Origin of the sequence: Halobacillus sp. A5 (genome assembly GCF_024189315.1) — a bacterium.
In the GTDB taxonomy this organism is placed as follows: domain Bacteria; phylum Bacillota; class Bacilli; order Bacillales; family Halobacillaceae; genus Halobacillus_A.
The window spans coordinates 222,366-247,666 of record NZ_JAIZEO010000002.1; the positions used below are offsets into that span (position 1 = coordinate 222,366).

Sequence of the window (25,301 nt, forward strand, 5' to 3'; positions counted from 1 at the left end):
ACTTGAATTGAAGCTTAAGTTAATTGGTGTTTTATTTGTTGTAATTGTTGCCGCTTCTGTTACCAATCCGGACTCTGAAGATTTCAAGGAATGGCTGTTAGATGAAAAAGAGATGAATTGCTTAGACGATCGATGTACGGATGAGCACGACAGCACACTTGAGCACTTTGCTGCGTTTAGAGATTCTCTTATCATCTCATCTGCGCGGCAAACGGTGTATTATCCAGAAGGAGAGGAGGAAACCATCCGGGCGGTCGGAGTGTTTTCTCATTTTTTTGAAGTGGAAGAAGAGAACTGGCTGTGGCAGCTGCTGCATTAAAAAAGTCCAGAGCATATGGATGGCTCTGGACTTTGATGATTACAGCGCTTCTCTAATCACTTTTTTATAATACAACACAGACAAGAGTCCAAAGATTGAATACAGTGCAGTGTAAACGCCCATTACGATCAGCATCGGCGTCCATACTTCCGTGCCGAACAGGAACCATCCGGATTGAACGGCAAAATAGCTGTGAATGAGGCCGATGATGAGCGGTATGCCAAAGTTAAATACTTGCTTGCTTTGAATTCCTCTGACTAAATCCTTACGCGTATAACCGAGTTTGCGCAAAATCGTATAGCTCGGCTGTTCTTCATCTCCTTCATCCATCTGTTTAAAGTAAAGGATACAGCCTGATGTGATCAGGAACGTTAATCCAAGAAATCCAACGATAAACATAATCAGACCCATGTTCTGTTTCTGAAACTGAGTTGAAGCATACTGCGAAGTGTTGCCGGCTTTCTCACTCACCTCCATACTTTGGAAAATTTCATCAGCTTCCTCTTTAGATGCCCCTTCTTCAAGGGTTAATCCGATAAATTTACTGGATTGAATCTGCAGATCCGGATCAGCCTGGCTTTCTATCCGTTCAAAGACACTGTCGTCAACGACCGCTGTTGGTAGGCCGTAAGTGAAAAAGGTGGGCAGTACATCAATTTTTGAAATACCCGTATATTCCTGTTCAATTTCCTCATCGCTGCCGCGAATTTTTATCTCTCCGGAATCAGCCAGGTTCATTAACTTGTTCATGGCATCATTATAGCCGGCGAACTTCGTTTCATTTTCGCTGACATCTATGTCTTCCACACTCTCATCACTGACGATGGCCATTGACGTCCAGCTTCCGTCAAAATTTAAATTCCCCATGTCAGCCCCTACGATGTCCTCAATATAAACCTCTGCTCTTACTAGATCGGTTGTTTGATCACTATACCCGATCCCTTGCTCGGAAAGGGCATCTCCAAATTCAACTGCATCCTCGGTGCTGACGAAGGTGAAATCATCGGGTGCTTCCCCCTCGGCCGTTTTTTCAGCAGAGTAGTAGGAAATGTAACTTAAGGACAAGAGTCCAATCGCCAGGGCCGAAACGGTCGTAATAATGGTAAGCAGCAGCGCGTTTGATTTCATACGGAACATAATAGAAGAGAGCGACAGCACTTCATTAACATTTAAGTAGCCGGCTTTATTTTTTCTAATCATGTTTGAAACAAACCGTACTGAACCTTTATAGAAAAAGTACGTTCCGATGATCACAGAAGCAAGAATGAAGATCATCGCCGCAAATAAACTGTTAATTGATATAAAGTCTCCATCGAAAAGCTTGGAAGAAACGTAATAGCCTGTGCCAATCAAACCGAGCCCGAGTATCCCCATTACAATTTCAATAATCGATATCTTTCTCACACGGCTTTCTGTCTTTTGTTTCACGTGAAACAATGAAAGAATGGTCTGCCGTTTAATAAATATATAATTCAGCAGCATAATCAACCCATACACTCCGACAAAAACGAGCAGAGTCTGAACGAGTGCTTCCGAAGAGAAGTTCAGGGAAGCTACACCTTCAACTCCTGTTACTTTGAAAACAATCATCGTCATGAGCTTTGAAATAGAAAACCCTAAAGCTATTCCAATCACAAGAGAACCAAAGTATAGAATCAAGTTCTCAGCACTTAGAATGTGAAAGATCCGCTGCTTTGTCATCCCAATTAACTGAAGAAGGCCGATTTCTTTGCTGCGGCGCTTAATGAACAGGTTATTGGCGTAAATTAAAAAGACAGCGACGATCGAGACCAGCAGTATTGACGCAGCGCGCAATGCTGCAGCTCCTCGAATTGTGCCGGTGGCTTCATTCATGGAGGGGTCGTACTGGAGCGTCACGAATGAAAAATAGAGGGCGACACTGAATACGAGCGCGAACACGTATAAGTAATAATTGGTGAGGTTCTTCTTCATATTACGGAAGATCAGTTGATTAATGGTCATACTGCACCCCGCCTAACACACCCTGTGTCTTCATGATGTCTTTGAGGAAGGCCTGGCGTGACTGTCCGCCTTTATTGAGCTGTGTGTAAATGTGTCCGTCTTTAATAAACACGACGCGGCTGCTGTAGCTGGCTGCGACAGGGTCATGGGATACCATCACAATAGTGGCTTCACGCTTCTCATTTAAGTCACTTAATTTCCCAAGCAGATCGGAAGCTGATTTTGAATCAAGCGCGCCCGTGGGCTCGTCAGCAAAGATAATGCCTGGCTCGTGGATGAATGCGCGGGCAGCTGACGTCCGCTGCTTCTGTCCGCCCGATATTTCGTGAGGATATTTTTCGGCGATATCCTCAATGCCAAGCTCGACCGCTACAGCGTGAAACTTCACGTTCGCTTCCTTTTTCGACGCCTTCGTTATGGAGAGCGGCAGAAGGATGTTTTCCTTGACGGTCAGCGTATCGAGCAGATTATACTCCTGAAAAATAAACCCAAGATGATGCTTCCTGAATTCTGCCAGCTGCTTCTCCTTCTGTCCTGTCAATTCCTTCTCTTCAATCCTGATGGTTCCGTGACTGACGCGGTCAATGGTGGACAGCACATTGAGCAGCGTTGTTTTACCCGATCCGGACGCCCCCATAATCGTGACGAATTCACCTTTTTCAATCGAAATATCTATTCCCTTCAACACTTCCTGCTTCATAAATTTATTTCCATAGCTTTTATGAATTTTTTTAGCTTCTAAAATATTCATTCTCCTACCCCCGTTGTTTCAATGATAATTCCATTGTATAAGCTCCTGCCGCGGAAGTCCTTTCATGCATCGAACAAAAAAGAAAAGCGAGTGACACTTTTGTCACACGCCTTGAATCTTGTTGAAGTCGTTGGTTTTTGGGAAGGTGAGGGTGAAGGTTGAGCCGTGTCCCGGCTTCGACTGGACGTCCAGACTGATCTTCAAGGGGGACGCGGCTTTCTTCGCTAAGTATAATCCCATGCCTGTTGCGGCATTGTCCTGATGCTGGCTTGTAGACGTGAACCCTTTATCGAAGATGCGCGGCTGATCGCGGGTGTCGATGCCGCGCCCGCTGTCTGTTACGCTCAGCGTCGTCTGTTCATTTTGCCGGCAGCCTGCGATCGTAATTTCTGAGCCCTTGCTGCTGTATTTCACTGCATTTGTAAGCAGTTGGCGCAGAATAAAACTGAGCCATTTAGCATCACTAAGAACAGTCGGGACGTCCAGATCCACGTCAAAACCGACGCCTTTTTCCATACACCACGTGCGTAATGTGTTGATTTCATGGAAGAGCAGCGGTTCAAGCTCTACCTTTTCTACATATAAATCATTCTCAATAAAAGGGATCCGTTTCTCGTGCAGCTGCTGGTCCAGCAGCAGGTGAACTCTCAGCCACTCATGGGTCAGCTGTGCTTTCAGCTTCTGATCCTCCATGCGGTCAATAATTAAATGCATGGCAGTAAGCGGGGTTTTGACTTCATGGATCCAGGCCAGGAGCTCGTCTTTTTCCTGCTCGAGCCGACCTGTGTGGGTAGCGGCTTCCTGCTTCAGCTGCTGAATCGGCTCGATAATATTTTGTTCAACTATGGTTTCAAACGGCCGCTCCGGATCAGGTACACTCGTTACGTCGAGGTCATGGCTGCGTTCCTTAAGCTCCTTGAAAAACTTCGTCTCCCGATGGAAGCGGAACGCGAGAAATACGAGAAAGATGACGGATGACAGGAAAACGTAATATAAAATCGACGTAATGGGCATCGACGCATCCAGGTAAGCGATGAAGAGGACAAGCAGCTGCAGCAGGAGAAACAGGAGGATCCAGCTGCGCCGTTCTTTTAAAAATGTGCCAATCATCCGCTCACCTGATCAATGGCTGTGTAGCCCTGGCCTACCTTCGTTTCAATCGCGTCTCCCATCTTAAGGTCGGCCAGTTTTTTCCGCAGGCGGTTGACGTTGACCGTCAACGTATTATCGCTGACGAACCGTTGATCATCCCAGAGCCGGTGGATTAAATCCTCGCGGCTGACGATCTGATTTTTCCGGTCAAGCAGCAGGCGCAGAATGAACAGCTCATTCTTCGTCAGCTCAATCGTGCCATGATCGTTCGTCACCCGGCTGCGTTCAAAATCGATCGTCGCTCCAAGCCACGTTCGAAGCTCCGGTGCTTCGGCACTATAGTTATAGACGCGGCGCAGAATGGCCTGGATTTTCGCAATTAACACGTCAAAGTGAAACGGCTTTTGAATGAAATCGTCTGCCCCGAGGTTCATCGACATAACCATGTCCGTCGGATGGTCCCGTGAAGACAGGAAAATGATCGGTACATTCGAGTGCTCGCGGATCATCCGGCACCAGTGAAATCCATCGAACTTCGGCAGCTGAATGTCAATAATGACGAGATCCGGCTGCGCCCTCGTGAACGTCTCCATCACGCGCTGGAAGTCTGTAACTCCGTATACGTCATACTCCCACTGTGCCAGACGGTCACGGATTTCATGAAAAAGAGAAGTGTCATCTTCAATTAGTAATACTTTAAACAACGAACTCACCACGCTTTCTATGGAAATTATAGCAAATTTTAAGTCTGGATGTGGGGTTGATTTAGCTGCGGTTATTTGGATAGGCCTGCGCAGCCTATTGGGACTGGAAAATATTTGACGTCCGCGCCCCGTGCTCTTACAATCAAGAGCAAGCGCTATCAATCTACTAGGAGGCTGCCAATATGAATGCTTTCGTTTCACCCAAGCACGTTTATTACGGAGAAGGTTCGCTCAGTAAGCTGCCCGGTATCATTCAAAGTCTCAACGTTCAGACCGTTCTGCTGATTACGGATCCGACGCTCAAGGAGCTCGGTGTGATCGATCCGGTTTTAGACCTTTTACATAAGGAAAACATTGAGCTTGAGGTGTTGGCGGACGTAGTGCCTGAACTGCCGGTCGATTCAGTGAACGAGATGGTTGAGAAAGCGAGGGAAAAGAACCCCGACTTTGTTATCGGTATCGGCGGGGGAAGTGCGATGGACCTTGCCAAGGCTGTGGCCGTGCTGGATGAGAACCCGGGTCATGTGGAGGATTATTTGAATTTAACCGGGACACGGCAGCTTAAAACGAAAGGTGTGCCGAAGCTATTAATCCCGACGACGGCGGGGACGGGAGCGGAAGTGACGGACATTGCGGTCTTTTCTTTACAGGACACGAAGGATGTTATGACGCATGAGTATCTGCTGGCTGATTATGCCATCGTGGATCCCGTTTTGACATATTCGCTCCCTGAAAAGGTTACGGCTGCCAGCGGAGTTGATGCATTAACCCATGCGATTGAGGCTTATACTTCCATTGAAGCGACTCCGTTGACGGATTCTCTTGCTTTAGAAGCAATTGCGAAGATCAGCGCGAACCTGCGCAAAGCAGTCTGGAACGGAAAGGATAAGCAGGCACGTGAACAAATGGCGCTCGGCAGCATGATCGCAGGCATGAGTTTTTACAATGCCGGGGTGACTGGGGTGCATGCTCTCGCTTATCCGCTTGGCGGATTATTTAAAATCCCGCACGGTGAAGCGAATGCGGTGCTGCTGCCTTATGTATATGATTACATCTGGCCTTCATGTCTTGATAAACTCGCGGATGTGGCAGCAGCGATGAAGCTGCCTGCTGAAGGAAAAGATCAGCGCACGATTGCGCGGGATGTTGTGCAGGCTCTTTATCATTTAGTGGAGGATGTCGGCCTTCCGACGAGAACGGTGAACTACAATATTCAGGTGGGGGATAACGAGGCGTTAACCCGAAACGGTGCTAAGCAGACGCGGTTGCTTAACCGGAGTCCTATGAGGCTTGATGAGAAGGCGATCCAGCATATTTACAACAACGCCTGGCAGGGCAGCCTGACCAGCATTCAATAAAGGAATGGTTCTATGTATCAAACAACGATCGAACCGCGCGTCTCAGAAACTGATGGCGTTGGGCACATTAACAATACGGTCGTTCCTGTATGGCTTGAGGCGGGGCGTAACCCCATCTTTAAGCTGTTTACGCCGGACGACAATTTCTCCAACTGGAAAATGATCATTATAAATATGAATATTGATTTTAAAAGCCAAATTTATTTCGGCCGGGATGTGGAGATTCTAACGTGGGTTGAGAAGCTCGGCAACACGAGCCTCACCCTGTATGAAGAAATTTGGCAAAGCGATACGCTGTGTGCGGCAGGGTACACGACGTATGTGAATTTCAACGTGGAAAAGCAGGCAGCTGAACGGATTCCAGACGATATACGAAGCGATTTAGAAGAGCATCTTAGAGACGTATCGCAGGGCGATACGCCTTAATCCTAGAAGAAGGTTATCAACGGATTTTTAGTTTTATCAGCGATTTTTGTGAATTATCCGCGAAAAAAAGAATATATCAGCAAAAACCCGCGATTTGCATTCCATGAAAAAACTCCGGCCGCTCCATCCAGCCGGAGTTTTTTCTAGGTTAATAATTTACGGCATCTGTCTCTTCTTTGCGTTCATAAGCTTTTTCAATCCGCTTAATATCAAGCTTCATGAGGATCGAGACAATCAGGGAGAGGGTAATCAGCCCGAGAAATACGTAAAACACGGCGGTATACCCATCGGTGCGGTCGCGGATTTGCGAGACGAGCATCGGACCGAAGACGCCTCCTAACGACCACGTCGTTAACAGGTAGCCGTGAATGGAACCGAGCTGCTTCGTTCCGAACAGGTCTCCGATAAAGGCAGGCAGGTTCGAGAATCCTCCGCCGTAACAGCTGACAACAAGCAGGATCAGCAACTGAAAGATGATCGCGTTCGTCGTAATTGGCAGGGTGAAGAAGGCGACGGTTTGAATAATGAAAAAGATCAAGAACACGTTCGGACGGCCGATATAGTCAGAAGCGGCAGCCCAGCCGATTCGTCCGCCTCCGTTAAAGATCCCCATGATCCCGACCATCGTTGCGGCTGCTGCGGCTGAGAGCCCAACGACTTCCTGCGCCATAGGTGAGGCAACGGAAATCATCATAATTCCGGCGGTCGTGTTAATGAGCATCATAATCCAGAGCAGCCAGAAGCGGCGGGTTTTTACCGCCTCTTTAGACGTAAGTTCCTGTAAATCTTTTTTGAATACTTTTTTTCCAGAGGCCATATCCTTCTTCATTCCTGAAGGCATCCAACCTTCCGGGGGCGGTGCGATGTAAGATGCGCCTAACATAATAAATATGAAATAAGTCGTTCCGAGTATAAAAAAGGTGTTGGCAATGCCGACTGCCTCCATGAGGTTTGCGGCTAATGGAGCGGTGATGAGGGAGCCTGTTCCGAAGCCGAGAACGGCTAGTCCGGTTGCTAAGCCCCGTCGGTCAGGGAACCATTTTACAAGGGTGGAGACCGGTGATATATAGCCGATTCCAAGCCCCAGCCCGCTTGCGAGTCCGTACGTTAACAGGAAAAGGACGAGGGAATCAACGACAATGGCCAGTCCGGCGCCTGCCTGGCCGAGTCCGAACAACACGGCTGAGACCATGGCTGACTTGCTTGGTCCGCTTTTTTCAACGAATTTTCCAAATAAGGCCGCTGAGGAACCGGCCAGCGCCATCATAATGGTAAAGGCGATCGTTACTTCGGTTGGGGTCCATCCCATCTGTTCACTGACGGGAGTGGTGTAGACGCTGTATGCATAAGCGCCCCCAATGGATAGGTGAATGGCAATGGCTGATAAAGCAATCAACCATCTGTTCTTTACTGCGTTCATGAATATCCTCCTCTGTTTCCTATAGTGTAAGCGCATACAGAAAGGATACATGGTAACACTGGTAAAATCAAACTTTTTAGAATTATTTAAACTCTCTGTAAACTAATGAAATAGTGGTGAAATTCTGAGCGTGGACGTATAATTGAAAATGAATTTCAATTGTAATTATGAAGAGGGGTTTCATGCGTGGTAGCACGATTTTTTTCTTACTATAAACCATACAAGTGGTTATTTATTTTAGATTTCAGCTGTGCGGTGCTGGTGGGGATCTTAGAACTGGCCTTTCCGCTTGCTGTCAACCATGTCATTGATGAGCTGCTGCCGAGGGAGAATTGGACGATTATTATTCTAGCCTGTGTCGGGCTGCTGCTCGTTTACCTGTTTAATACAGGGCTTCATTATGTGGTGACGTACTGGGGGCACAAGCTTGGGATTAATATCGAAACCGATATGCGTCAGAAGCTGTTCACTCATATGCAGAAGCTGTCGTTCGGCTATTACGACAACAGCAAAACCGGCCACAGCATCTCACGTTTAACGAAGGATTTAGAGGAGATCGGTGAGGTCGCGCACCACGGGCCTGAGGATATGTTCGTCGCGTTAATGACGCTCACAGGCTCGTTCGTGTTAATGCTGACGATTAACTGGAAGCTCGCGGTGCTGTCCTTTATCGTTATTCCGCTGCTTATCGTATTCGCGATCTATTTTAATAAAAAAATGACCGTCACGTTCCGGCGTATGTTCCATAACGTCGCGGAGATCAATTCGCGCGTAGAGGACAGCATCGGCGGCATCCGTGTGGTACAGGCCTTTGCCAATGAGAAGCATGAGCAGGGGAAATTCCAGGAGAACAATGAGCACTATCGTACGACGAAGCTGGAGTCGTATAAGATTATGGCGCAGAACGTTACCGCAAACTATGTGCTTATGCGGATGGTGACGTTGTTTACGCTCTTGTTCGGCACGTATTTCGTTATTGCCGGCGAGCTGACGTACGGTGAATTCGTGGCCTTTATTCTGCTTGCGAATGTTCTGATCGGACCGATACAAAAAATTAACGCCGTCATTGAAAGCTATCCAAAAGGAATTGCCGGCTTTAAGCGCTACACGGAAATTATGGATACCGCTCCTGACATTCAAGACCGCGAAGGCGCAGTAGATCAACAGCTGAGGGGCACGATTGAATATCATGATGTCACGTTCGGTTATGAAGGGCTTGCCCCGGTCTTAAATGAAATTAACCTGGCGATTGAGTCCGGGGAAACCGTTGCGTTCGTCGGCCCTTCAGGAGCAGGAAAAACGACGCTGTGCAGTCTGCTGCCGCGCTTTTATGAAGTGCAGGGCGGGGCAATTACGATTGACGGCACCGACATCCGGGACATTACCCTCGATTCGCTGCGCAGCCAGATCGGGATCGTGCAGCAGGACGTCTTTCTTTTTTCAGGAACGATCCGTGAAAACATTGCTTACGGCAATTTAAACGCAGCTGACGAAGAAATTATGCAGGCAGCCTTTAGAGCTCGTCTTGATGAATTCATCGCCAGTCAGCCGCAGGGTCTCGATACGGTTATTGGAGAGCGGGGCGTGAAGCTTTCTGGAGGACAGAAGCAGCGGTTATCGATAGCCCGTATGTTCTTAAAAAACCCGCCGGTCTTAATTTTGGATGAAGCGACCTCGGCATTAGATACCGAAACCGAAATCGCGATTCAAAAGTCACTCGAGGAGCTGACGGAAGGACGCACGACGCTTGTCATTGCCCACCGTCTCGCCACGATTAAAAACGCTGACCGGATTATGGTCGTGACGAAAGAGGGAATTGCGGAGCAGGGGAATCACGAGGAACTGCTGCAGTCGGAAGGGATTTACAGCCGTCTGCATGCTGCTCAATTTAATTAGTTTGTCTAAACCGCTCAGTTGATATGCTGAGCGGTTTTTTTTGTGAGGGATGCTGAGAGGAGAGCGGGTTCTCAATGCAGATGACCTGACGTTTAATTGTATGTTTGATTAATTTTGTAAGGAGCGGAGAGGGTTCTCTGCTCTTTTTGTTGAGGGGGAAGTTGTTTTTAAAGGGAGGAGCTTTCGATAATGGGGGAAGAGGTGAAAAGGGGCGGCACAGCCCCTTGTTCTGGAAAAATAACGACCATCTGAAGCGGCGAGTTTACTTGTTGTCCGTGTGATACGGACACGTCGTTAAATGGTCATCGATGATTCCGACGGCCTGCAGAAAAGAGTAAATTGTAACAGGTCCGACAAACGTAAAGCCGCGTTTCTTTAAGTCTTTGCTTATCTTGGTGGAAAGCTCGTCCTTAGCCGGTATGTCTGAGGAGTCCATGCGGTGATTGATGATCCGATTGTGATCGGTGAACTGCCAAATGTAGTTCGACAGGCTGCCGAATTCTTCCTGAATCTTTTGCGCTGCCAAAGCATTGGTCCGCACGGCTTTTATTTTTTGCGGATGGCGTACGACTTCACCGGCTTCCCGGATGGCTTCAAGCTCAGCTTCCGTCAGGACGGCGCATCGGTCAATATCAAACTGGTGAAAAGCTCTGCGGTAGCCTTCCCGCTTATGTAAAATCGTTCTCCACGATAAGCCTGCCTGTGCTCCTTCTAAATTAAGCATTTCAAATAAATGGCTGTCGTCGTAGCCCGGGCGCCCCCATTCGGTGTTATGGTAGTGGGTCATCTCGGGATCCGACTGGGCCCACGGACAGATCGAATTAGTCGTCATTATAAGCGTACCTCTTTTCTTGGATTGTTTTTTCTATCATACATGCTGTTGTCTGCCGCTTCAATTCTATGTACCTTCCCGCCCAGATTGCATAGGATAATTTTATCAATTGATAAAGGAATGAGCGACATGTATGATTACTCGCTTGTAGATACGATTCTCACCGGCCTCAAAGCGGAGGCCGAGGCGGTCGATTTTTACGAACGACTGGCCGCATCGGCTCCGGCTCACAGCCAGAAAACGATGATTCTTGATGCTGCTCAGAGAAAAAAAGCCCGCCTCCATCAATGGAGTGATCTGTATACGAGAATGACCGGCACCTATCCCGACTATACGGTGGAGGAAGTGGATTTTGATTCGTATGTTGATGGTCTGAATAAGGCTTATGAAAGAGAAGTTGAAGCGTATGAACATTTCCGTCAGGGCCTGGAGCTTACCCGGCATTCTCCGCTCGGAGGGTTGTTCTGGAGAACGTGTCATGAGGATGCGGCCTTCGCTGAACGGTTCAACTGTTTAGCGAATGACAACCTGGAATTAAAGGACTACGGTGGCGAGCCTTACGTCGTTAATATTGATGAGGCGGCAAGGCAGAACGAGACGTTCCGAACGGCCTTGTGGACGGGAGAGCATCTGCAGGTGACACTGATGAGTATTGAAGTCGGCGGAGATATTGGATTAGAAGTGCATCCTGAGGTCGATCAATTTCTCCGAATTGAGGAAGGGGAAGGACTCGTGCAAATGGGGCCAGGGGAAGACCAGCTCGATTTTGAAAAAGAAGTAGAAGATGATGACGCCATCATGGTGCCTGCAGGAACGTGGCACAATTTAACCAATACTGGAGAGATTCCTTTAAAGCTCTACACCATTTACGCGCCGCCAGAGCATCCATTTGGCACGGTTCACGAAACGCAGGAGGATGCGATGGAAGCAGAATAAAAGAAAACCCGGCTAAGAATCTCTCATTAGCCGGGTTTTCGTCATTAGCGTGAGTATTCATTTAATCTGTCTGGAATGGATAAGTCTCCGCCATTCGTTTGAATTACCTGCTTATACCATTCAAATGAATCCTTCTTAGACCGCTTCATCGTGCCGTTTCCTTCATTGTCACGGTCGACGTGAATCATACCGTAGCGTTTTTTCATTTCACCGGTTGTGAAGGATACGATGTCGATAATCCCCCACGGTGTGTAGCCCATTAAGTCGACACCATCATAGGTGACGGCTTTTTCGAGGGCTTCAATGTGTGACTTTAAATACTCAATTCGCGCTTCGTCGTGAATCGCACCGTTTTCTTCTACCGTATCTACGGCGCCAAAACCGTTCTCAACGATAAACATTGGAATCTGGTAACGGTCGTAAAAGCGGTTGAGCGTATAGCGCAGGCCGGTCGGATCAATCGCCCAGCCCCAGTCGCTTGATTTGATATATGGGTTTTCTACACCGTTTGGCAGCCCGCCGTTGACGATATCTCCACTGTTATCTTGTTCTACGTCACTTTTTACCGTTGTGGACATGTAATAGCTGAACCCGAGGTAATCGACAGTTCCGTTACGTAATATTTCTTCATCGCCGTCCTCAAATGGAATATGGTAGCCTTCGCGCTCAAACTCTTTTAACGCATAGCTCGGGTAATACCCGCGTACGTGAACGTCTGGGAAGGAGTAACGCTGTCTCATCATTTCTTCAGCCAGCATGATGTCTTCAGGGTTGGAGGAGTAAGGGTAGATCGGTACGTGTGACACCATCGCTCCAATCTGAAAGTCCGGGTTGATTTCTTTTCCTTTCGCAACCGCTAAGGCACTGGCAAGTAATTCGTGGTGGCCGGCCTGGTACATAATTTCTTTGGCATTTTCTCCTTCTTTTACTGTAACCCCGGAGTTCGTCCATAGAAAAATCGGGTTGTTGACGTCCATTTTGTTGTTGATTTCGTTAAACGTCATCCAGTACTTCACTTTGTCTTTATAGCGGTTAAAGCAGACTTCTGCGAATTTAGCGAAATAGTCGACCACTTTGCGGCTGCGGAATCCGCCGTATTCTCTCGCTAAGTGGAGCGGCATTTCAAAGTGGGAGAGGGTAATGACAGGCTCGATGTCGTGCTTTAGTAATTCGTCAATCACATCATCATAGAACTGCAGCCCTTCCTCGTTCGGCTCTGCTTCATCTCCTTTTGGAAAAATACGGGTCCACCCAATCGAGGTACGCAGGCATTTCAATCCCATTTCAGCAAATAATGCGATGTCCTCCTTGTAATGATTGTAGAAATCGATCGCTTCATGGTTCGGGTAAAATTCATTCTCCTCAATGTTTGCGGTGATTTTTCTCGGCACGCCGTGAGCTCCTGCAGTCATGACGTCAACGACGCTCGGTCCTTTGCCGCCTTCGTTCCATCCACCTTCGAATTGGTGAGCGGCTAACGCGCCGCCCCATAGAAAATTTTTTGGCATGTGTTTCATGTTCAATTCCTCCTTATTTTACGACTGTCATCAATTTTTGGTTGAATGTGCTTTGCTTCAGGTCTTCAATAATGATTTCTTCATACGCGCCGGCATTGGTCACGATAACCGGGGTGATCGTTTCCAGTCCGTGGCTTTGAATTGCTTCTTCATCAAATTCAACAAGGATTTCTCCTTTTTTAAATGCAGCTCCGTCTTCGGCGTGTAAGGTGAACGGACTGCCGTCTAATTTAACCGTATCAATTCCAATATGCACGAGCAGCTCGACTCCACTCTCAGAGCGCAGCCCAATCGCATGCTTCGTTGGAGCAATCATCACAACGGTGCCGTCAAATGGTGCATACAGCTTGTTGTCTGTCGGATGAATCGCGACTCCTTTGCCCATCGCTCCTGAACTGAATACTTCATCAGGCACCTCGGAAAGCTGAATGACGTTCCCGCTGAACGGAGCGTCCACGATTTCTTCATTCACTTTTGCATCACTTGCAGCTGCAGCAGTATCGCCAGCCTGACCTTGTTCCTCCACTAATGCTTCGCTGCCAGCCTGTTTGGCCGTATCTTCTCCAAATCCAAAAATTTGAATGAGTACGACTGGAAGGACAATGGCGATCAGGGAGCCGATAACAATGCCCCATAGTGACATCGGGTAGGCGCTGTCTATGCCATTCACAATAGTTAATGGACCCGGCAGCCCGGCATAGGCAAAATAGTACGGGTTAAAAAAGCTTGCCGTAATCGCACCAACGGCTCCTGAAATACACCCAAAGATAAACGGCTTCTTAAATCTCAGGTTAACTCCGTAGATCGCAGGTTCGGTAATCCCAAATATCCCGGTTACGCCGGCGGATACACCAACTTTTTTCGTTTCCTGGCTTTTTGCCTTCAGAACGACACCAAGCACGGCACCTACCTGGGCAATAACAGCAATCGTCTGGTACGCCTGGAAGGAATCGCGGCCGTACTGATCAAAGTTAGCGAGCACCATCGGTGTAACGCCCCAGTGAACGCCGAAAATGACGAGCACCTGCCAGAGTGAGCCAATGATCGCTCCAGCGAGGGCCGGAGCATTTTCCGCTAAGAAATTGTAGCCGTTCGCAATGCCGTTGGCTCCTAAAGTGGAAAGCGGACCAATCAGCAGAATCGTTAACGGAACCATAACGATCATACAGATTAACGGTACGAATAACGGACGGACGACTTCGTTCATATTTTTATTTAGAAACTTCTCAAGATAGGATAAGAGCCACACTAAGAAAAGCGGCGGCAGTACAGATGAAGTGTACACCGTTTCTGATAATGCAATGCCTAGGAAGGAAATCGCTTCTCCTGACGCAATCTGATCAGCCATATCAGTCCACGTCGGACTAACTAAAGCGGCACTGCAGGCCACCGCGATATACGCGTTTACCTTAAAATGTTTCGCTGCGGTCATGGCAATAAAAATCGGTAAGAAAGTAAAAGGCGCCCATGAAATAAAGCTCAACACTTCATAGGTTCCTGTTTCCTCAAATCCGGCAAAAAACAAATTAATTAAGATTAACGAACCTTGCAAAATACCAGCAGCAGCTAAAATGTAAATAAATGGAGCGAAAACAGCTGACATCGTCGCAATTACACGGTTGACGACGGTCCCTTTATTTTCACTTTGATCATCATCCGATGTATCCTCGTTTACTAGATTTGCGAACGCCTCATAAACCTCACCAACGTGCTGGCCAATGACGACCTGGAACTGTCCGTTGTTTTCCACAACCGTAATAACTCCTGGTAAAGACGATACTACTTCCTTGGCCTGCGGCTTCGACCGCTTCAGAACCAGCCGCAGCCGCGTCGCGCACCGGGAAACCTTAATTATATTCTCTTCTCCTCCAACTGCTTCTAATATATCTCTTGCAAGTTTAGGGTAATCTCTCACTTTTTCTGCCAAAATAAAACCCTCCCTTTATTTTATTATACGTTTACATTATAATTGTACCGATACAATTTATCAATGCCCAAACAAAATAATTAGAAATACCTAAAAATGACGAATGAGCCAATGGGCTGGATATGCTATAATTCTTGTAATGTCAGGACAATAAAGGTAAAGAGGAATGTTTATGCTAAAGTATCAGCAAATCGCAATCGACATCGAAAAATACATTGAAGAGCATGCCCTTCAGCAGAGGGATAAACTGCCCGTGCTTGAGCACCTGATGGCCCAGTTTGAGGTGAGTAAAAGCACGATTACAAAATCATTGGATCTCCTTGAGAGAAAAGGGGTCGTGTACCAGGTAAGGGGCAGCGGTATTTTTGTCAGACGACAAAGTAGAAAAGGGTATATCAGTCTGCTGTCCAATCAGGGCTTTAAGAAGGATCTGGAGGAATTTAATGTCACTTCAGAGGTTATCGAGTTAACCGTATGTAAGCCTACCAAAGAAGCGGCTCATAACCTCAACATCGAACTCAGCAGCGACGTCTATTATGTAAAACGCATCCGCTGTGTGAACGGAAAGACGCTCTGTTTAGAAGAATCCTATTATAATAAAGCGTTTATCACTTATTTGAACAAAGAGATCGCCTCGGAGTCGATTTTTCATTACATTAAAGAAGGTCTCGGATTGAAGGTAGGCTTCTCTGACATTTATCTGCACGTCGATAAACTCAATGATGAAGAAGCAGACTATTTAGGATTGAAAAAGGGAGACCCTAAACTGTTTATGGAAAGTGTTTTTCATTTAACGAACGGGCAGCCGTTCGACTTTTCCAAGGTTACGTACAACTTTGAACAATCCCAGTTCTTTCTTCAGGCGAATAGTCATTTATTATAAATAAGGAAGCTTGATTTTATCCTTTGGAAATCAGGCTTTTTCATTTTCGTGAAACGAATCAATACGTCATCCGTAAAGTAAGTATGGAAAATAGGAAAGTGAGGTTTTATAAATGGAAGTATACCGACCTGCAGGCTTTTGGAACAGAGTGGGTGCCAGACTTATAGACGGCATCATCATCACGGTCGTCATTGGACTTATTACACTATTAATTTATGGCAGCTTTTTCACCGATGGTTACACCTTCCTGGATTTTCTGGGGTATGCTTACTTAATTATTGTCCCAGTGGTTTGGTACGGGTACACGATTGGGAGAAAAATAGCAGGAAACCGGATTGTGCGTATGGATGGAAGAAAAGTAGGCTTTGGAACCATGCTGTTAAGAGAGGTCGTCTCCACAATCGTCTATGTCATCACCCTTGGATTCGGTGCGATTGCCTCGCTCTTTATGATCGGGGTGAGAGACGATAAACGGGCAATTCACGATTTCATAGCCAAAACGTATGTCACCCACGCCCCGCCGGAACAAAAAGAAAACGAGGCAGCCGCCAAGTAAATAAAAACAGGGAGGCAGTATAATGAAGAAATTATATAGGTCTACGAAGGATACACAGTTCGCCGGAGTGCTGGGCGGGCTCAGTGAATTATACAGCATTGATGTCACTCTGCTCCGCGTGCTTACAGTCGTTTCCGGTTTCTTTACTGGCGGCATGGTCTGGCTGATTTACATCGTTGCCGCTATTGTCATGCCGACTGACAAAGAGCTCGAGTAAAGACTTTTCTCTCTTCGTGGCCAGCCTCCCGCGGTGGAGGGGGGATGGAGATAACGCCCTAACGAGTAGATGGTTACTCCCTAACCCTTTCGAGGATGATGAAGGAGGAACAGCAGTATGAAATTCAGCATTCTATTATTCACAAGTATTCTGCTTCTCTCGGGCTGCTTGGGAGAGACGAACGCTGCTTTAGGTGAGACATCTAAATACGGCGATCTAAAGAGCAGCTACTCTGAAGGTCACGCTGAAATCCTTATGACGACGGACAAGGAGCTGTATTCTCCGGGCGAAGCCATCACCGTTCAATTTGAGAACAAGGGAGAGGCGGCGGCTGGGTACGGAGCAGCGCTTTATTTGGAAAAGCGGGACGGTGACTCGTGGCGTAAAGTACCGTACGAAGATCTCAGCTTTACCAGTGAAAGCCTCAGTCTTTCAGCCTCATCAAGTGAAGAGCAGGAGCTCCCATTGGAATACATAGAAGGCTCCTTAACGGACGGCACGTACAGGATTACAAAATCATTTTCCGTTCACTCAGAAAACGTCGTCCTGGCGGCTTTTTTTGAAGTCTCGGAATAGCGTTGTGTTTTCTCTAAACCTTTGCAATAATTGGAAGTAACAAAAAGGACAAGAGAGGAGCGCTTCTCATTCCAACATTCCGATGGTTTCTATTACCTTGTCTAGTAAGTGGAGGCGTTATAGGCTGCAGTGCGGACGATGACACATCCTCAGCGGAAGAAGAGCATGAACTCAGCGAAACGTTCAGATCTGGTGAATATAAGATGGTGGGAGAGAAGGATAAGGTTGGTTTTATTTCCGGCAGTGCGGAGCTTCTCGTGGAGACTAACAAATACATGTGGCATGTATGGGGAGAAGATATGGAAGGGAAATCGTTTAAAGTAACCGGCAAAAACCTCGGCAACGGAGACGAGAAGACCCTCGTTGACAGTGAATTGGAGGGTCCTAACAACAAAGCGGATGCTCATACTCCTTCCAACATGACGTTTCCGAGTGAAGGTGACTGGGAGCTGGAGGTTTTCGCAGACGGGGAACAGCTTCAGACGCTCGTCATTCAAGCTTCACATGAATAACAGGGGAGGACACCATTTTGCTGAAGAATGGTGTCTTTTTTTCGTAAAGCAGAAAAACTTTCAAAACCTCCATCACTTCCTCTGCCTCATTCGTTATCTAAGTGAAGGAGCCAATAAACAGACAAAGTGAGTGGTCGTATGGAAGTAAGTGATCTTTATGAGGAGCTGAAAAACGACCTGTTCCGGTTTGCTTTCTCGATCGCCCGCCATGAGCAGGAAGGAAAGGATCTTGTTCAGGACGCCTGGGTTAAATCATTAAAGGAAGAGCAGCTGCTCTTCCTGCCGAGGCATAAGCAGAAGGCGTGGTTCTACCGTGTTATGAAAAATAAGCTCATAGATGAACGGAGAAAAGACCGCCGCTTAACAGAGTGGGAGGACGGGACGGACTTTCCGGTTCAGGAGCTCGCCGCAGGAAGGCTGGAAATGACGGAGCTGCTTTCGCGCCTGTCTCCGGATTTAAGCGATATTGTGTTTAAACGGTATTGGCTGGAGTTATCGAGTAAGGAAATTGGAGAGCGTATCCATCTCCCGGCTCCTACCGTGCGGTATAAGCTTCAATTGGCTGTCAAACAATTACGGAAATTTCTAGAGGAGGATGAACGATGAGTCAACGTATTGGGAATGTGGGATTGCTGAATTTAATGAATGCTACGGAGGAGAGTATAAAGGACATTGAACGGATCGAAAACATCGGGATGATTTTGTATCCGAAAGAGAAGGCTCACCTGGTGCCGAGATTAAACGCCGGCAACATTGGCCAGTGTGTTGAACTGCCGGAGGGGTATCAGGTCGTAAACAGTAATTTAAATGTGGATCAGGCTTACTTTCAATCCTTAACAGAGCCTCTGCAGTTATATGTAAACGGCAATTTAATTATTGCGCAGAATGCGGAGGCAGACGACGTAAAGAACAGCCTGCTTCAAGTGAAGGTAAGTGGCAACATTTACTGCCCAGCGCACGTAAGCGGGTCGCTTTTTCATATGCTGCCGCACGGAGCGTCCGATATTGAGTCGTATGGACAGGAAGAGCTGCGCTTTGAAAATGGGAAGTTCGAGCTCACCAATGCTTATTTACATTCGATCCATACTACCCTGCGCTTAACGGTGAATGGAAAGCTGCAGCTGAGTGAAGATCTGGACATGGATTTATTCCAGCAAAAGGTTCATAAGCTTGAGGTCAACGGTGTCGCTTCCCTTTATGAGCCGCAGGAATCTTATTTTTATCAGAAAACTGATTCGCTGACCACAGGCAAAGTTGAAATTATTCCTGAAGGCTGCCTGCAGCTGACGAAGGCGGTACGCGTGAACAGCCGCTCGATTAAACGTTTCAAAGGTAAAAAACTATACACGAAGAAGCCGTTTATCATTGAAGCGGATGTCACGCGTGAAGCGTTCGATATTGCGTCCATCCAGTCCACGTCACTCATCGTGTGTCCGGAGGAATTGGAAGACCTTGTATACGAAATTACGCCGTCACTGGATACAGAAGTACTCTCTTATGAGGAACGATTTATTTATATCGAAGGAGAAGAGCACTGGACGAATGACCAGCTTGCTGCTCTGCCTCAACCGGCCGCACTCATCGTAGACGGCGTGCTGACATTCGACAGCGACGTGGAGATCGAAGTGCTTTTCTCCAAAATAAAAACGCTCGACCTGCTCGGGGTGGTCGTCGTAGAAGCCCCGTCGTTAAAAGGCAGCCTGCAGCAGGTTCTCCGCTTAAATACAGGGATGGTACGAGGGCCTCAGACAAAGACGGAAGATTCCAGGCTGGACAATTTAGGTGAATTGATGCTGTAGGATTAGCTTCTTATAGAAAGGAAGGAGCAGAATGACGATTCACTTTTTCATCTTTACGATTAGTATTTCCAGGGAGAGAAGAGTTAAGGATGTAACCCCTTATCATCAAACTCCCCAGGAAGAGCTGCTGAGTCGTAAAGCCGCTTATCGAAAATTGTATTAATGTCATGAAAGAGGATCGATGGCCGTCCATCGGTCTCTTTTATGTGTGGTAGAATAGGTTGATGATTTAGGGGCGGAGGTCAGGCGGGCGTGAAGCGTTTTGTGAAAATAACGGCCATTGTATTGGCAGGACTGGCAGGGTTTATATTTTTTAATAACAGTTCTTTATTTATGGAAAGCAGGGAAGAGGAACCGGAGCTGCTGGCCCATAGAGGAATGGCGCAGACCTTTCCGATGGAAGGGATTGAAAGTGATACGTGTACAGCAGAAAGAATCTATCAACCTGAGCATCCTTATTTAGAGAATACCATCCCGTCCATGGAAGCATCCTTTGATGCAGGGGCGGATCTAGTAGAAATCGATATTCAGCCGACCACCGACGGTCAGTTTGCTGTTTTTCATGATTGGGAGCTCGACTGCCGTACAGATGGAACGGGCGTCACGAGGGAGCACAGTATGGAAGAGCTGAAGCAGCTGGACATCGGCTATGGCTATACTGCGGACGGGGGAGAATCGTATCCTTTTCGCGGAAAAGGAGAAGGGTTGATGCCATCCCTGGATGAAGTTCTCACTCATTTTCCCGATGAAGAGTTCTTAATTCATATCAAAAGTGATGATGCTGCAGAAGGCAGGCAGCTGGCGGATTATCTTGATGAGCTGCCGTCCAATCAGCAGGAGTCTCTTGCGGTGTACGGCGGTGATCAGCCGGTGCAGGCGTTAGGAGAACAGCTCCCGGAGATGAGAGTCATGTCCATGGAGACGTTAAAGGCTTGTATGATTCCTTACCTTGCCGACGGCTGGACAGGTTATGTGCCGGCGGAGTGTGAAGGATCACAAATTCACTTGCCGGAAAAATACGCCTTCTGGATATGGGGATGGCCGGAGAAGTTTCAACACCGCATGAAGAGTGTGGATACAAGAGTCGTCCTCGTTGCAGGAGACGGGGGATGGTCCGAAGGGTTTGACGATGAAGAAGATATAGAGAGAATCCCTGACAATTATAAGGGTGCAATATGGACGAACCGAATCAATAAAGTGGCTCCTATACTTAAAGAATGAGACAGGACGTAAAAGTGACGTACTGTCTTTATTTTAACAATTTTTACAAATCAGAAAATTGTGTTAGTATAGCTTTAATATTTACAAAGGAGAGCTTAAATGAATGTTCTATCTGCAGATGAAGTAAACGATTTTCTCACGATGGAAGAGACGATCCGTTCTATTGAACAATTCTATTTAGACGACAGCCAGGGCGATATGATCATGCCGGACCGCATGCATATCGAGGATGGCGCCAATACGAGTTTGTTGATGCCTTCCTACTACGGCGATTACTACGCAACGAAGCTCGTCGGCGTTGCCCCGGAAAACACTTCGCTTGGCAAACCGACGATCCACGGCCTGATGGTGCTGTACAGCCGAAAGACGATGGAGCCGCTGCTTATGTGTGATGCTGTACCGATTACCGCACTTCGCACAGGAGCGCTTGGCGGGCTCGGAATGAAATACTTAGCTAAACAAAAGGCTTCCTCCCTCGGCATTATCGGGACGGGGACGCAGGGGTGGAGCCACCTCCAGTCGGCCTGTGCCGTCCGGTCGATCCAAACGGTTCATGTGTATAACCGCAGTCAGGACAAGCTTGAGGCCTTTATTAAAAAAGCGCGTCACGCATTTCCAGGCTTACATATTGAAAAAGCTTCGCTTGAGAATGTCGTACGTCAATCAGATATTATCGTTACGACAACGATTTCAGAAAAACCTGTGCTCCCTGAGCTTGACCCTGTAAGCTATAAAGGAAAGCAAATTGTCGGTGTCGGCTCGTTCCGCCCGGCGATGCAGGAAATCCCTGACAGCGTGCTGCAGCAGGTTGATCAAGTGTATGTCGACGCCCCGAGTGCTTTTCGTGAATCGGGCGATATGATCCGCGCCCGCGAGCTCGGCGTGGATCCTGAACAAACGCTGTCTCTCAAAGAAATTATCGAACGCCAGCACCGCCCTCCTCAGCCAGAAGAGCAGTCTATTATCTTTAAGTCAGTTGGAGCGGCGATTTTTGATTTAGTCGTAACGAAAGCTTTATATGAAAAATCCGCTAAGAGAGGATGAAGAGCTGTGAAGCAAATGACAAAATCAAAGTGGAAGGATCCCGGCATTATTATGGTCATCGCTCTCGTCGTTATTTCAGCGATCGTCTGGATCTGGTGGCCGACAGAGGTGTACTGGATGGGCATCTCGTTAGCCGGATGGCTGATGTTCTTCTGCTTCTTCGTGTGGCTGCTGTTAACCTTCCTCTATGTGATATGGATTGAAAAAATTGAAAAACAACCGGACGGGGAGAGTGATAAACGATGAAAGGCATGGAAACCTCCATATTAGCGATTTACTTAATTGGGATGACTCTCATCGGCATCTACTTTGCCCGTAGAGCCCACTCTTCAGAGGGTGATTACTGGACAGCAGGGCGCAACATTAACAGTTTTGTAGGTTCCTTCGCCCTGTTTGCCGCCGTAGCCAGCTCCAGTTCCCTGATGGGCGCGGTTGGGTCAGGTGTGGCGCTCGGGATCCCGTTTTTGTTTGCCTATGGTTTCGGTGCTGTCGCGATTCCGTCCTTTGCGCTCTTTCTGATCGCGGGTCAGATCCGCCGTTCCGGGGTAAAAACGATGCCGGAATTTTTCAAGATCCGCTTTGGGAAGCCTGTGCAGATTGTCGCTGCTGTCATCGTTGTCCTCAGCATGACGTTCTACATGGTGCCGCAGCTGACGGCGTCAGGGTTAATCGGATCTTATGTGCTGGGGATCGAATACACAACTGCAGTAATTTTCCTGGGTATTGGCTTTACTCTGTACGCTGCATTGGGCGGCATGTGGGCGATTACATATACCGACCTTATTCAGGGGGCGGTGATGGTCATCGGTATGCTTATTCTATCGGTTATTATTTTAGCTGATCACGAAGGCGTCGGTACGCTCATACAGGATGCACTTGCGGTCGACCCTGCATTCGGTGAAGTTACGCAGCCATGGAGGTCCTATTTTGGGCTGTTTCTTGCTTTCCTTTGGTTTGGCGTCGTATCGCCCTCCGCGGTTATGCGTAATTTCGCTTCCCGTGATGCCAGGACTGCCCGCCGTTCCGCACTTGGCGCATGTATTCTTTATTTGTCCGTCTTTATCTTCGGGGCGATCATTGCCTCGGCTGGAGCGAGTCTGGACATTATCGATACTCTTGATAATCAGGACATGATTTTTATTTCCGTTATTGAACATTACATGCCGCCGATCCTTGCAGGCGTAATGCTTGCCGGCCTTCTGGCAGCCATCATGTCCTCTGCCGATGCCATGCTGCTCGCGGTATCCGCCGGTGTCGCACACGACCTATATAAAGGCTATATTAATAAAAACGCTTCAGAAAAATCGGTCACCCGAATTGGTTTTGTCGTCATGATTCTAGCCAGTCTCGTCGGCATTTATTTTGCCATTGACCCGCCCCAGCTGATCGCCATTATGGTCGGCTGGGTCAGCGGCGCCATGCTGTCGGCTTTCGGCTTTCCCATCGTGCTCGGCATCTGGTGGAAACGGGCGAACATGGCAGGAGCCTTAGCCGGCATGATCGGCGGCTCGATCGCTTTTATTATCATGGCCGCTCTGCCGTTCGCCCTCGTGGCTGAACCGATCGTTGCTGCCCCTGTCTCTGCGGCCCTTATGATTGTCGTCAGCTTAATGACATCACCGCCTTCGGACGCGATGCAGCGAGAAGTGGACCGTTATCACACGCATATTGATTAAAGGATGAGCTCTATGGAAACATTGAAAAATAAAAACCTCCGTCTGATTGGAACAGGCGGAGGGATAAACGAAGAAGACTTGCCTCACATCATCTACAAATCTCTCGGCGTTCAAGGGAAAGTGAACCGAAACATTGACACTGCTTATATTAAAAGACATATCACATACGCCAAACGGCTCTACCACCCGATGTGGACCGCTAAACTGCTTGTCATTGCTGACCGAAAACCCTTTCCCCCGCGTAAAAAGCCCAACATGGTGTTCATCGACGCGGTTTCCGGCTATCGCGGACTTTTTTCAAGCATTCCGGTCATGAATGAGATTACATTAGAACACGGTGAAGCAGCCATGGCTCAGATTACGAAGCAGCAAGCTAAAGACACCTACATCCCTGATATCCAGCAGAACCAAATTAATCGCAGTTACGTATTAAAGAAGCCGCGATACCAGTTAGAAGAGCTCTTTCTTGCCTACCTGCCTCTGTGGAAGGTCGAGGTGGATTCTCGAATTCTTAAGGAAAGGTTCATCATTAACGCGAATACCGGGGAGTCCGAGGAGTATTTGAGTAAGCTGTGGAGAAGCGGGAAATGGCTGTTGTAAATGGCACTCTGTCTGTAGGGCAGGGTGTTTTTTTACTAATATTAAAATTCGCCGCACAGTTTCTCGATGAATATGAAGAAGCCCCCGAGACTAAAATAAAAGGGACAGTATCCTGGCAGGAGAACGAGATTGAGCTTTCCGTGCTCTGGCTGATGACTCACACGATCACTCATGAATTCCACCATAAAGGCCAGATCGTCTCGATAGCCCGCCGCTTAGGGTACGAACCCGTCGATACCGATCTCGTGCTGCCATAAAAATAAATTCTGACATTCTGCCTGGTTTTTCTGACATTTGTGGTGCTTTTTCTTACATTTCCTGTTCATCCGTATAAAAATTTTCCTGACCCGTATCTTTTTAACTCAGGCCGACGTTATAGAAGTGAGAGGATTAAAGGAGGGATGATGGTGGAAAGAAGCTGGAATCGTAATGAGACAGAGAAGGATACTTTTGATGAGACGTGGGAAAAGCTGAGTCGTTATTGCCTTTTTCTTACGAAGGATCGCTGGGATGGAGAGGATATTGCCCAGGAAGCCATTCTGAAAGCGGTAAACAAGTATGGGATAAAAAACGGCATGCGTCCTGCGCTGCTTAAGAAGATCGCTTACCATTTATGGATCGATCAAGTGCGTAAAAAGGAAAAGGAATCTATTGGGTTACGTACCTCAATAGAGCAGGAAGCAGAAGGCCATCAAGAAATCGGCGGGGACGCAATTGAGCAATTGATCACTCGTCTTACGCCGAAACAACTTATTTCCTTCGTTCTTAAAGAAGCGTTTCAGTATAAAAATTCCGAGATTGCTGCCTATTTAGACATGTCCGAAACAGCGGTGAAGGGTTTACTGAACCGGGCGCGTACCCGGTTAAAAATGCTGGCTCATGTCCAGACGCCTGAAGCCTTATGGACACGTGAATATCATGAAAAAGTCTGCCAGATTCTGATTACCTCTTTAACCGACCAGGATCCTTCCATTCTCATCCAATCGATTCCAGCCCTTGTCCCATCAGCTCCAGGTTCAACTCCGGTCCTCTCATTAGCAGCCTGACGAATAGATA

At 47.6% G+C, this 25,301-nt stretch carries 28 protein-coding genes; 20 read left to right on the top strand and 8 right to left on the bottom strand.

Annotation, left to right across the window (positions count from 1 at the left end; translation table 11 throughout):
• The first annotated feature begins 7 nt into the window (after window positions 1-7).
• Complete coding sequence (locus LF822_RS09235; RefSeq protein WP_253923745.1) at window positions 8-319, top strand: hypothetical protein; 312 nt, start codon at window positions 8-10, stop codon at window positions 317-319.
• Window positions 320-358: 39 nt separating this feature from the next.
• On the opposite strand, the gene LF822_RS09240 is transcribed toward LF822_RS09235, so the two are convergent.
• The 4 genes from LF822_RS09240 to LF822_RS09255 all read right to left on the bottom strand — a co-directional run bounded on the left by LF822_RS09240 (window position 359) and on the right by LF822_RS09255 (window position 4,849).
• The gene (locus LF822_RS09240; protein ID WP_253923746.1) at window positions 359-2,302 is read right to left on the bottom strand and encodes an FtsX-like permease family protein; all 1,944 of its coding nucleotides are present in this window, start codon (window positions 2,300-2,302) and stop codon (window positions 359-361) included.
• Entirely contained in the window at window positions 2,292-3,053 is a 762-nt protein-coding gene (locus LF822_RS09245; protein ID WP_253923747.1) for an ABC transporter ATP-binding protein, read from the bottom strand. Before LF822_RS09245 ends, LF822_RS09240 begins: the two co-directional genes overlap by 11 nt.
• 102 nt (window positions 3,054-3,155) lie before the next feature.
• Window positions 3,156-4,163 carry a sensor histidine kinase gene (locus tag LF822_RS09250; protein WP_253923748.1) on the bottom strand — a complete coding sequence of 336 codons (1,008 nt, stop codon included), beginning with the start codon at window positions 4,161-4,163 and terminating at the stop codon, window positions 3,156-3,158.
• Window positions 4,160-4,849 carry a response regulator transcription factor gene (locus tag LF822_RS09255; protein WP_253924247.1) on the bottom strand — a complete coding sequence of 230 codons (690 nt, stop codon included), beginning with the start codon at window positions 4,847-4,849 and terminating at the stop codon, window positions 4,160-4,162. Before LF822_RS09255 ends, LF822_RS09250 begins: the two co-directional genes overlap by 4 nt.
• 182 nt (window positions 4,850-5,031) lie before the next feature.
• Here LF822_RS09255 and LF822_RS09260 point away from each other — a divergent pair, with 182 nt between their 5' ends.
• Together LF822_RS09260 and LF822_RS09265 are read left to right on the top strand one after the other, a co-directional pair.
• Window positions 5,032-6,207 carry an iron-containing alcohol dehydrogenase gene (locus LF822_RS09260; protein WP_253923749.1) on the top strand — a complete coding sequence of 392 codons (1,176 nt, stop codon included), beginning with the start codon at window positions 5,032-5,034 and terminating at the stop codon, window positions 6,205-6,207.
• 12 nt (window positions 6,208-6,219) lie between these two features.
• A complete protein-coding gene (locus LF822_RS09265; protein WP_253923750.1) occupies window positions 6,220-6,633 on the top strand; it encodes an acyl-CoA thioesterase in 414 nt (137 codons plus the stop codon).
• Window positions 6,634-6,781: 148 nt separating this feature from the next.
• On the opposite strand, the gene LF822_RS09270 is transcribed toward LF822_RS09265, so the two are convergent.
• A complete protein-coding gene (locus LF822_RS09270) occupies window positions 6,782-8,053 on the bottom strand; it encodes an L-lactate MFS transporter (protein ID WP_253923751.1) in 1,272 nt (423 codons plus the stop codon).
• Window positions 8,054-8,239: 186 nt separating this feature from the next.
• On the opposite strand from LF822_RS09270, the gene LF822_RS09275 reads away from it, so the two are divergent.
• Window positions 8,240-9,949 (top strand): ABC transporter ATP-binding protein, encoded by a 1,710-nt coding sequence (locus LF822_RS09275; RefSeq protein WP_253923752.1) that lies wholly within the window; start codon window positions 8,240-8,242, stop codon window positions 9,947-9,949.
• A gap of 262 nt (window positions 9,950-10,211) precedes the next feature.
• Here LF822_RS09275 and LF822_RS09280 read toward each other — a convergent pair whose 3' ends face one another.
• Complete coding sequence (locus tag LF822_RS09280; RefSeq protein ID WP_253923753.1) at window positions 10,212-10,781, bottom strand: DNA-3-methyladenine glycosylase I; 570 nt, start codon at window positions 10,779-10,781, stop codon at window positions 10,212-10,214.
• Window positions 10,782-10,910: 129 nt separating this feature from the next.
• Here LF822_RS09280 and LF822_RS09285 point away from each other — a divergent pair, with 129 nt between their 5' ends.
• A complete protein-coding gene (locus LF822_RS09285; RefSeq protein WP_253923754.1) occupies window positions 10,911-11,717 on the top strand; it encodes a cupin domain-containing protein in 807 nt (268 codons plus the stop codon).
• A gap of 44 nt (window positions 11,718-11,761) precedes the next feature.
• Here LF822_RS09285 and bglA read toward each other — a convergent pair whose 3' ends face one another.
• Window positions 11,762-13,234, bottom strand: a complete 1,473-nt coding sequence (gene bglA / locus LF822_RS09290; RefSeq protein WP_253923755.1) for a 6-phospho-beta-glucosidase BglA — start codon at window positions 13,232-13,234, stop codon at window positions 11,762-11,764.
• 13 nt (window positions 13,235-13,247) lie between these two features.
• Window positions 13,248-15,161 carry a beta-glucoside-specific PTS transporter subunit IIABC gene (locus tag LF822_RS09295; RefSeq protein WP_253923756.1) on the bottom strand — a complete coding sequence of 638 codons (1,914 nt, stop codon included), beginning with the start codon at window positions 15,159-15,161 and terminating at the stop codon, window positions 13,248-13,250.
• A 172-nt stretch (window positions 15,162-15,333) separates the two neighbouring features.
• Here LF822_RS09295 and LF822_RS09300 point away from each other — a divergent pair, with 172 nt between their 5' ends.
• The 15 genes from LF822_RS09300 (at window position 15,334) to LF822_RS09365 (ending at window position 25,291) form a co-directional block, all read left to right on the top strand.
• A complete protein-coding gene (locus LF822_RS09300; RefSeq protein WP_253923757.1) occupies window positions 15,334-16,044 on the top strand; it encodes a GntR family transcriptional regulator in 711 nt (236 codons plus the stop codon).
• Window positions 16,045-16,156: 112 nt separating this feature from the next.
• Window positions 16,157-16,600 (top strand): RDD family protein, encoded by a 444-nt coding sequence (locus LF822_RS09305; protein ID WP_253923758.1) that lies wholly within the window; start codon window positions 16,157-16,159, stop codon window positions 16,598-16,600.
• A gap of 22 nt (window positions 16,601-16,622) precedes the next feature.
• Complete coding sequence (locus LF822_RS09310) at window positions 16,623-16,817, top strand: PspC domain-containing protein (protein WP_253923759.1); 195 nt, start codon at window positions 16,623-16,625, stop codon at window positions 16,815-16,817.
• A 117-nt stretch (window positions 16,818-16,934) separates the two neighbouring features.
• The gene (locus tag LF822_RS09315; protein WP_253923760.1) at window positions 16,935-17,393 is read left to right on the top strand and encodes an immunoglobulin-like domain-containing protein; all 459 of its coding nucleotides are present in this window, start codon (window positions 16,935-16,937) and stop codon (window positions 17,391-17,393) included.
• A gap of 203 nt (window positions 17,394-17,596) precedes the next feature.
• On the top strand, window positions 17,597-17,905 hold the full coding sequence (locus tag LF822_RS09320; RefSeq protein ID WP_253923761.1) for a hypothetical protein: 309 nt from the start codon (window positions 17,597-17,599) through the stop codon (window positions 17,903-17,905).
• A 138-nt stretch (window positions 17,906-18,043) separates the two neighbouring features.
• A complete protein-coding gene (locus tag LF822_RS09325; RefSeq protein ID WP_253923762.1) occupies window positions 18,044-18,511 on the top strand; it encodes an RNA polymerase sigma factor in 468 nt (155 codons plus the stop codon).
• Window positions 18,508-19,704: a hypothetical protein gene (locus tag LF822_RS09330; RefSeq protein WP_253923763.1), complete on the top strand. Its 1,197-nt coding sequence runs from the start codon at window positions 18,508-18,510 to the stop codon at window positions 19,702-19,704. Before LF822_RS09325 ends, LF822_RS09330 begins: the two co-directional genes overlap by 4 nt.
• 31 nt (window positions 19,705-19,735) lie before the next feature.
• Window positions 19,736-19,867, top strand: a complete 132-nt coding sequence (locus LF822_RS22795) for a hypothetical protein (protein WP_256521810.1) — start codon at window positions 19,736-19,738, stop codon at window positions 19,865-19,867.
• Window positions 19,868-19,956: 89 nt separating this feature from the next.
• The gene (locus LF822_RS09335) at window positions 19,957-20,925 is read left to right on the top strand and encodes a glycerophosphodiester phosphodiesterase family protein (protein ID WP_253923764.1); all 969 of its coding nucleotides are present in this window, start codon (window positions 19,957-19,959) and stop codon (window positions 20,923-20,925) included.
• A gap of 99 nt (window positions 20,926-21,024) precedes the next feature.
• Window positions 21,025-21,969: an ornithine cyclodeaminase family protein gene (locus tag LF822_RS09340; protein ID WP_253923765.1), complete on the top strand. Its 945-nt coding sequence runs from the start codon at window positions 21,025-21,027 to the stop codon at window positions 21,967-21,969.
• 15 nt (window positions 21,970-21,984) lie between these two features.
• Window positions 21,985-22,215, top strand: a complete 231-nt coding sequence (locus LF822_RS09345) for a hypothetical protein (RefSeq protein WP_253924248.1) — start codon at window positions 21,985-21,987, stop codon at window positions 22,213-22,215.
• On the top strand, window positions 22,212-23,645 hold the full coding sequence (locus tag LF822_RS09350) for a sodium:solute symporter family protein (RefSeq protein WP_253923766.1): 1,434 nt from the start codon (window positions 22,212-22,214) through the stop codon (window positions 23,643-23,645). Before LF822_RS09345 ends, LF822_RS09350 begins: the two co-directional genes overlap by 4 nt.
• 12 nt (window positions 23,646-23,657) lie before the next feature.
• Window positions 23,658-24,245 (top strand): hypothetical protein, encoded by a 588-nt coding sequence (locus LF822_RS09355; RefSeq protein ID WP_253923767.1) that lies wholly within the window; start codon window positions 23,658-23,660, stop codon window positions 24,243-24,245.
• Window positions 24,233-24,502: a DinB family protein gene (locus tag LF822_RS09360; RefSeq protein ID WP_253923768.1), complete on the top strand. Its 270-nt coding sequence runs from the start codon at window positions 24,233-24,235 to the stop codon at window positions 24,500-24,502. The genes LF822_RS09355 and LF822_RS09360 overlap by 13 nt, the downstream gene beginning before the upstream one ends.
• A gap of 150 nt (window positions 24,503-24,652) precedes the next feature.
• Entirely contained in the window at window positions 24,653-25,291 is a 639-nt protein-coding gene (locus LF822_RS09365) for a sigma factor-like helix-turn-helix DNA-binding protein (protein WP_253923769.1), read from the top strand.
• Window positions 25,292-25,301: the final 10 nt, after the last annotated feature.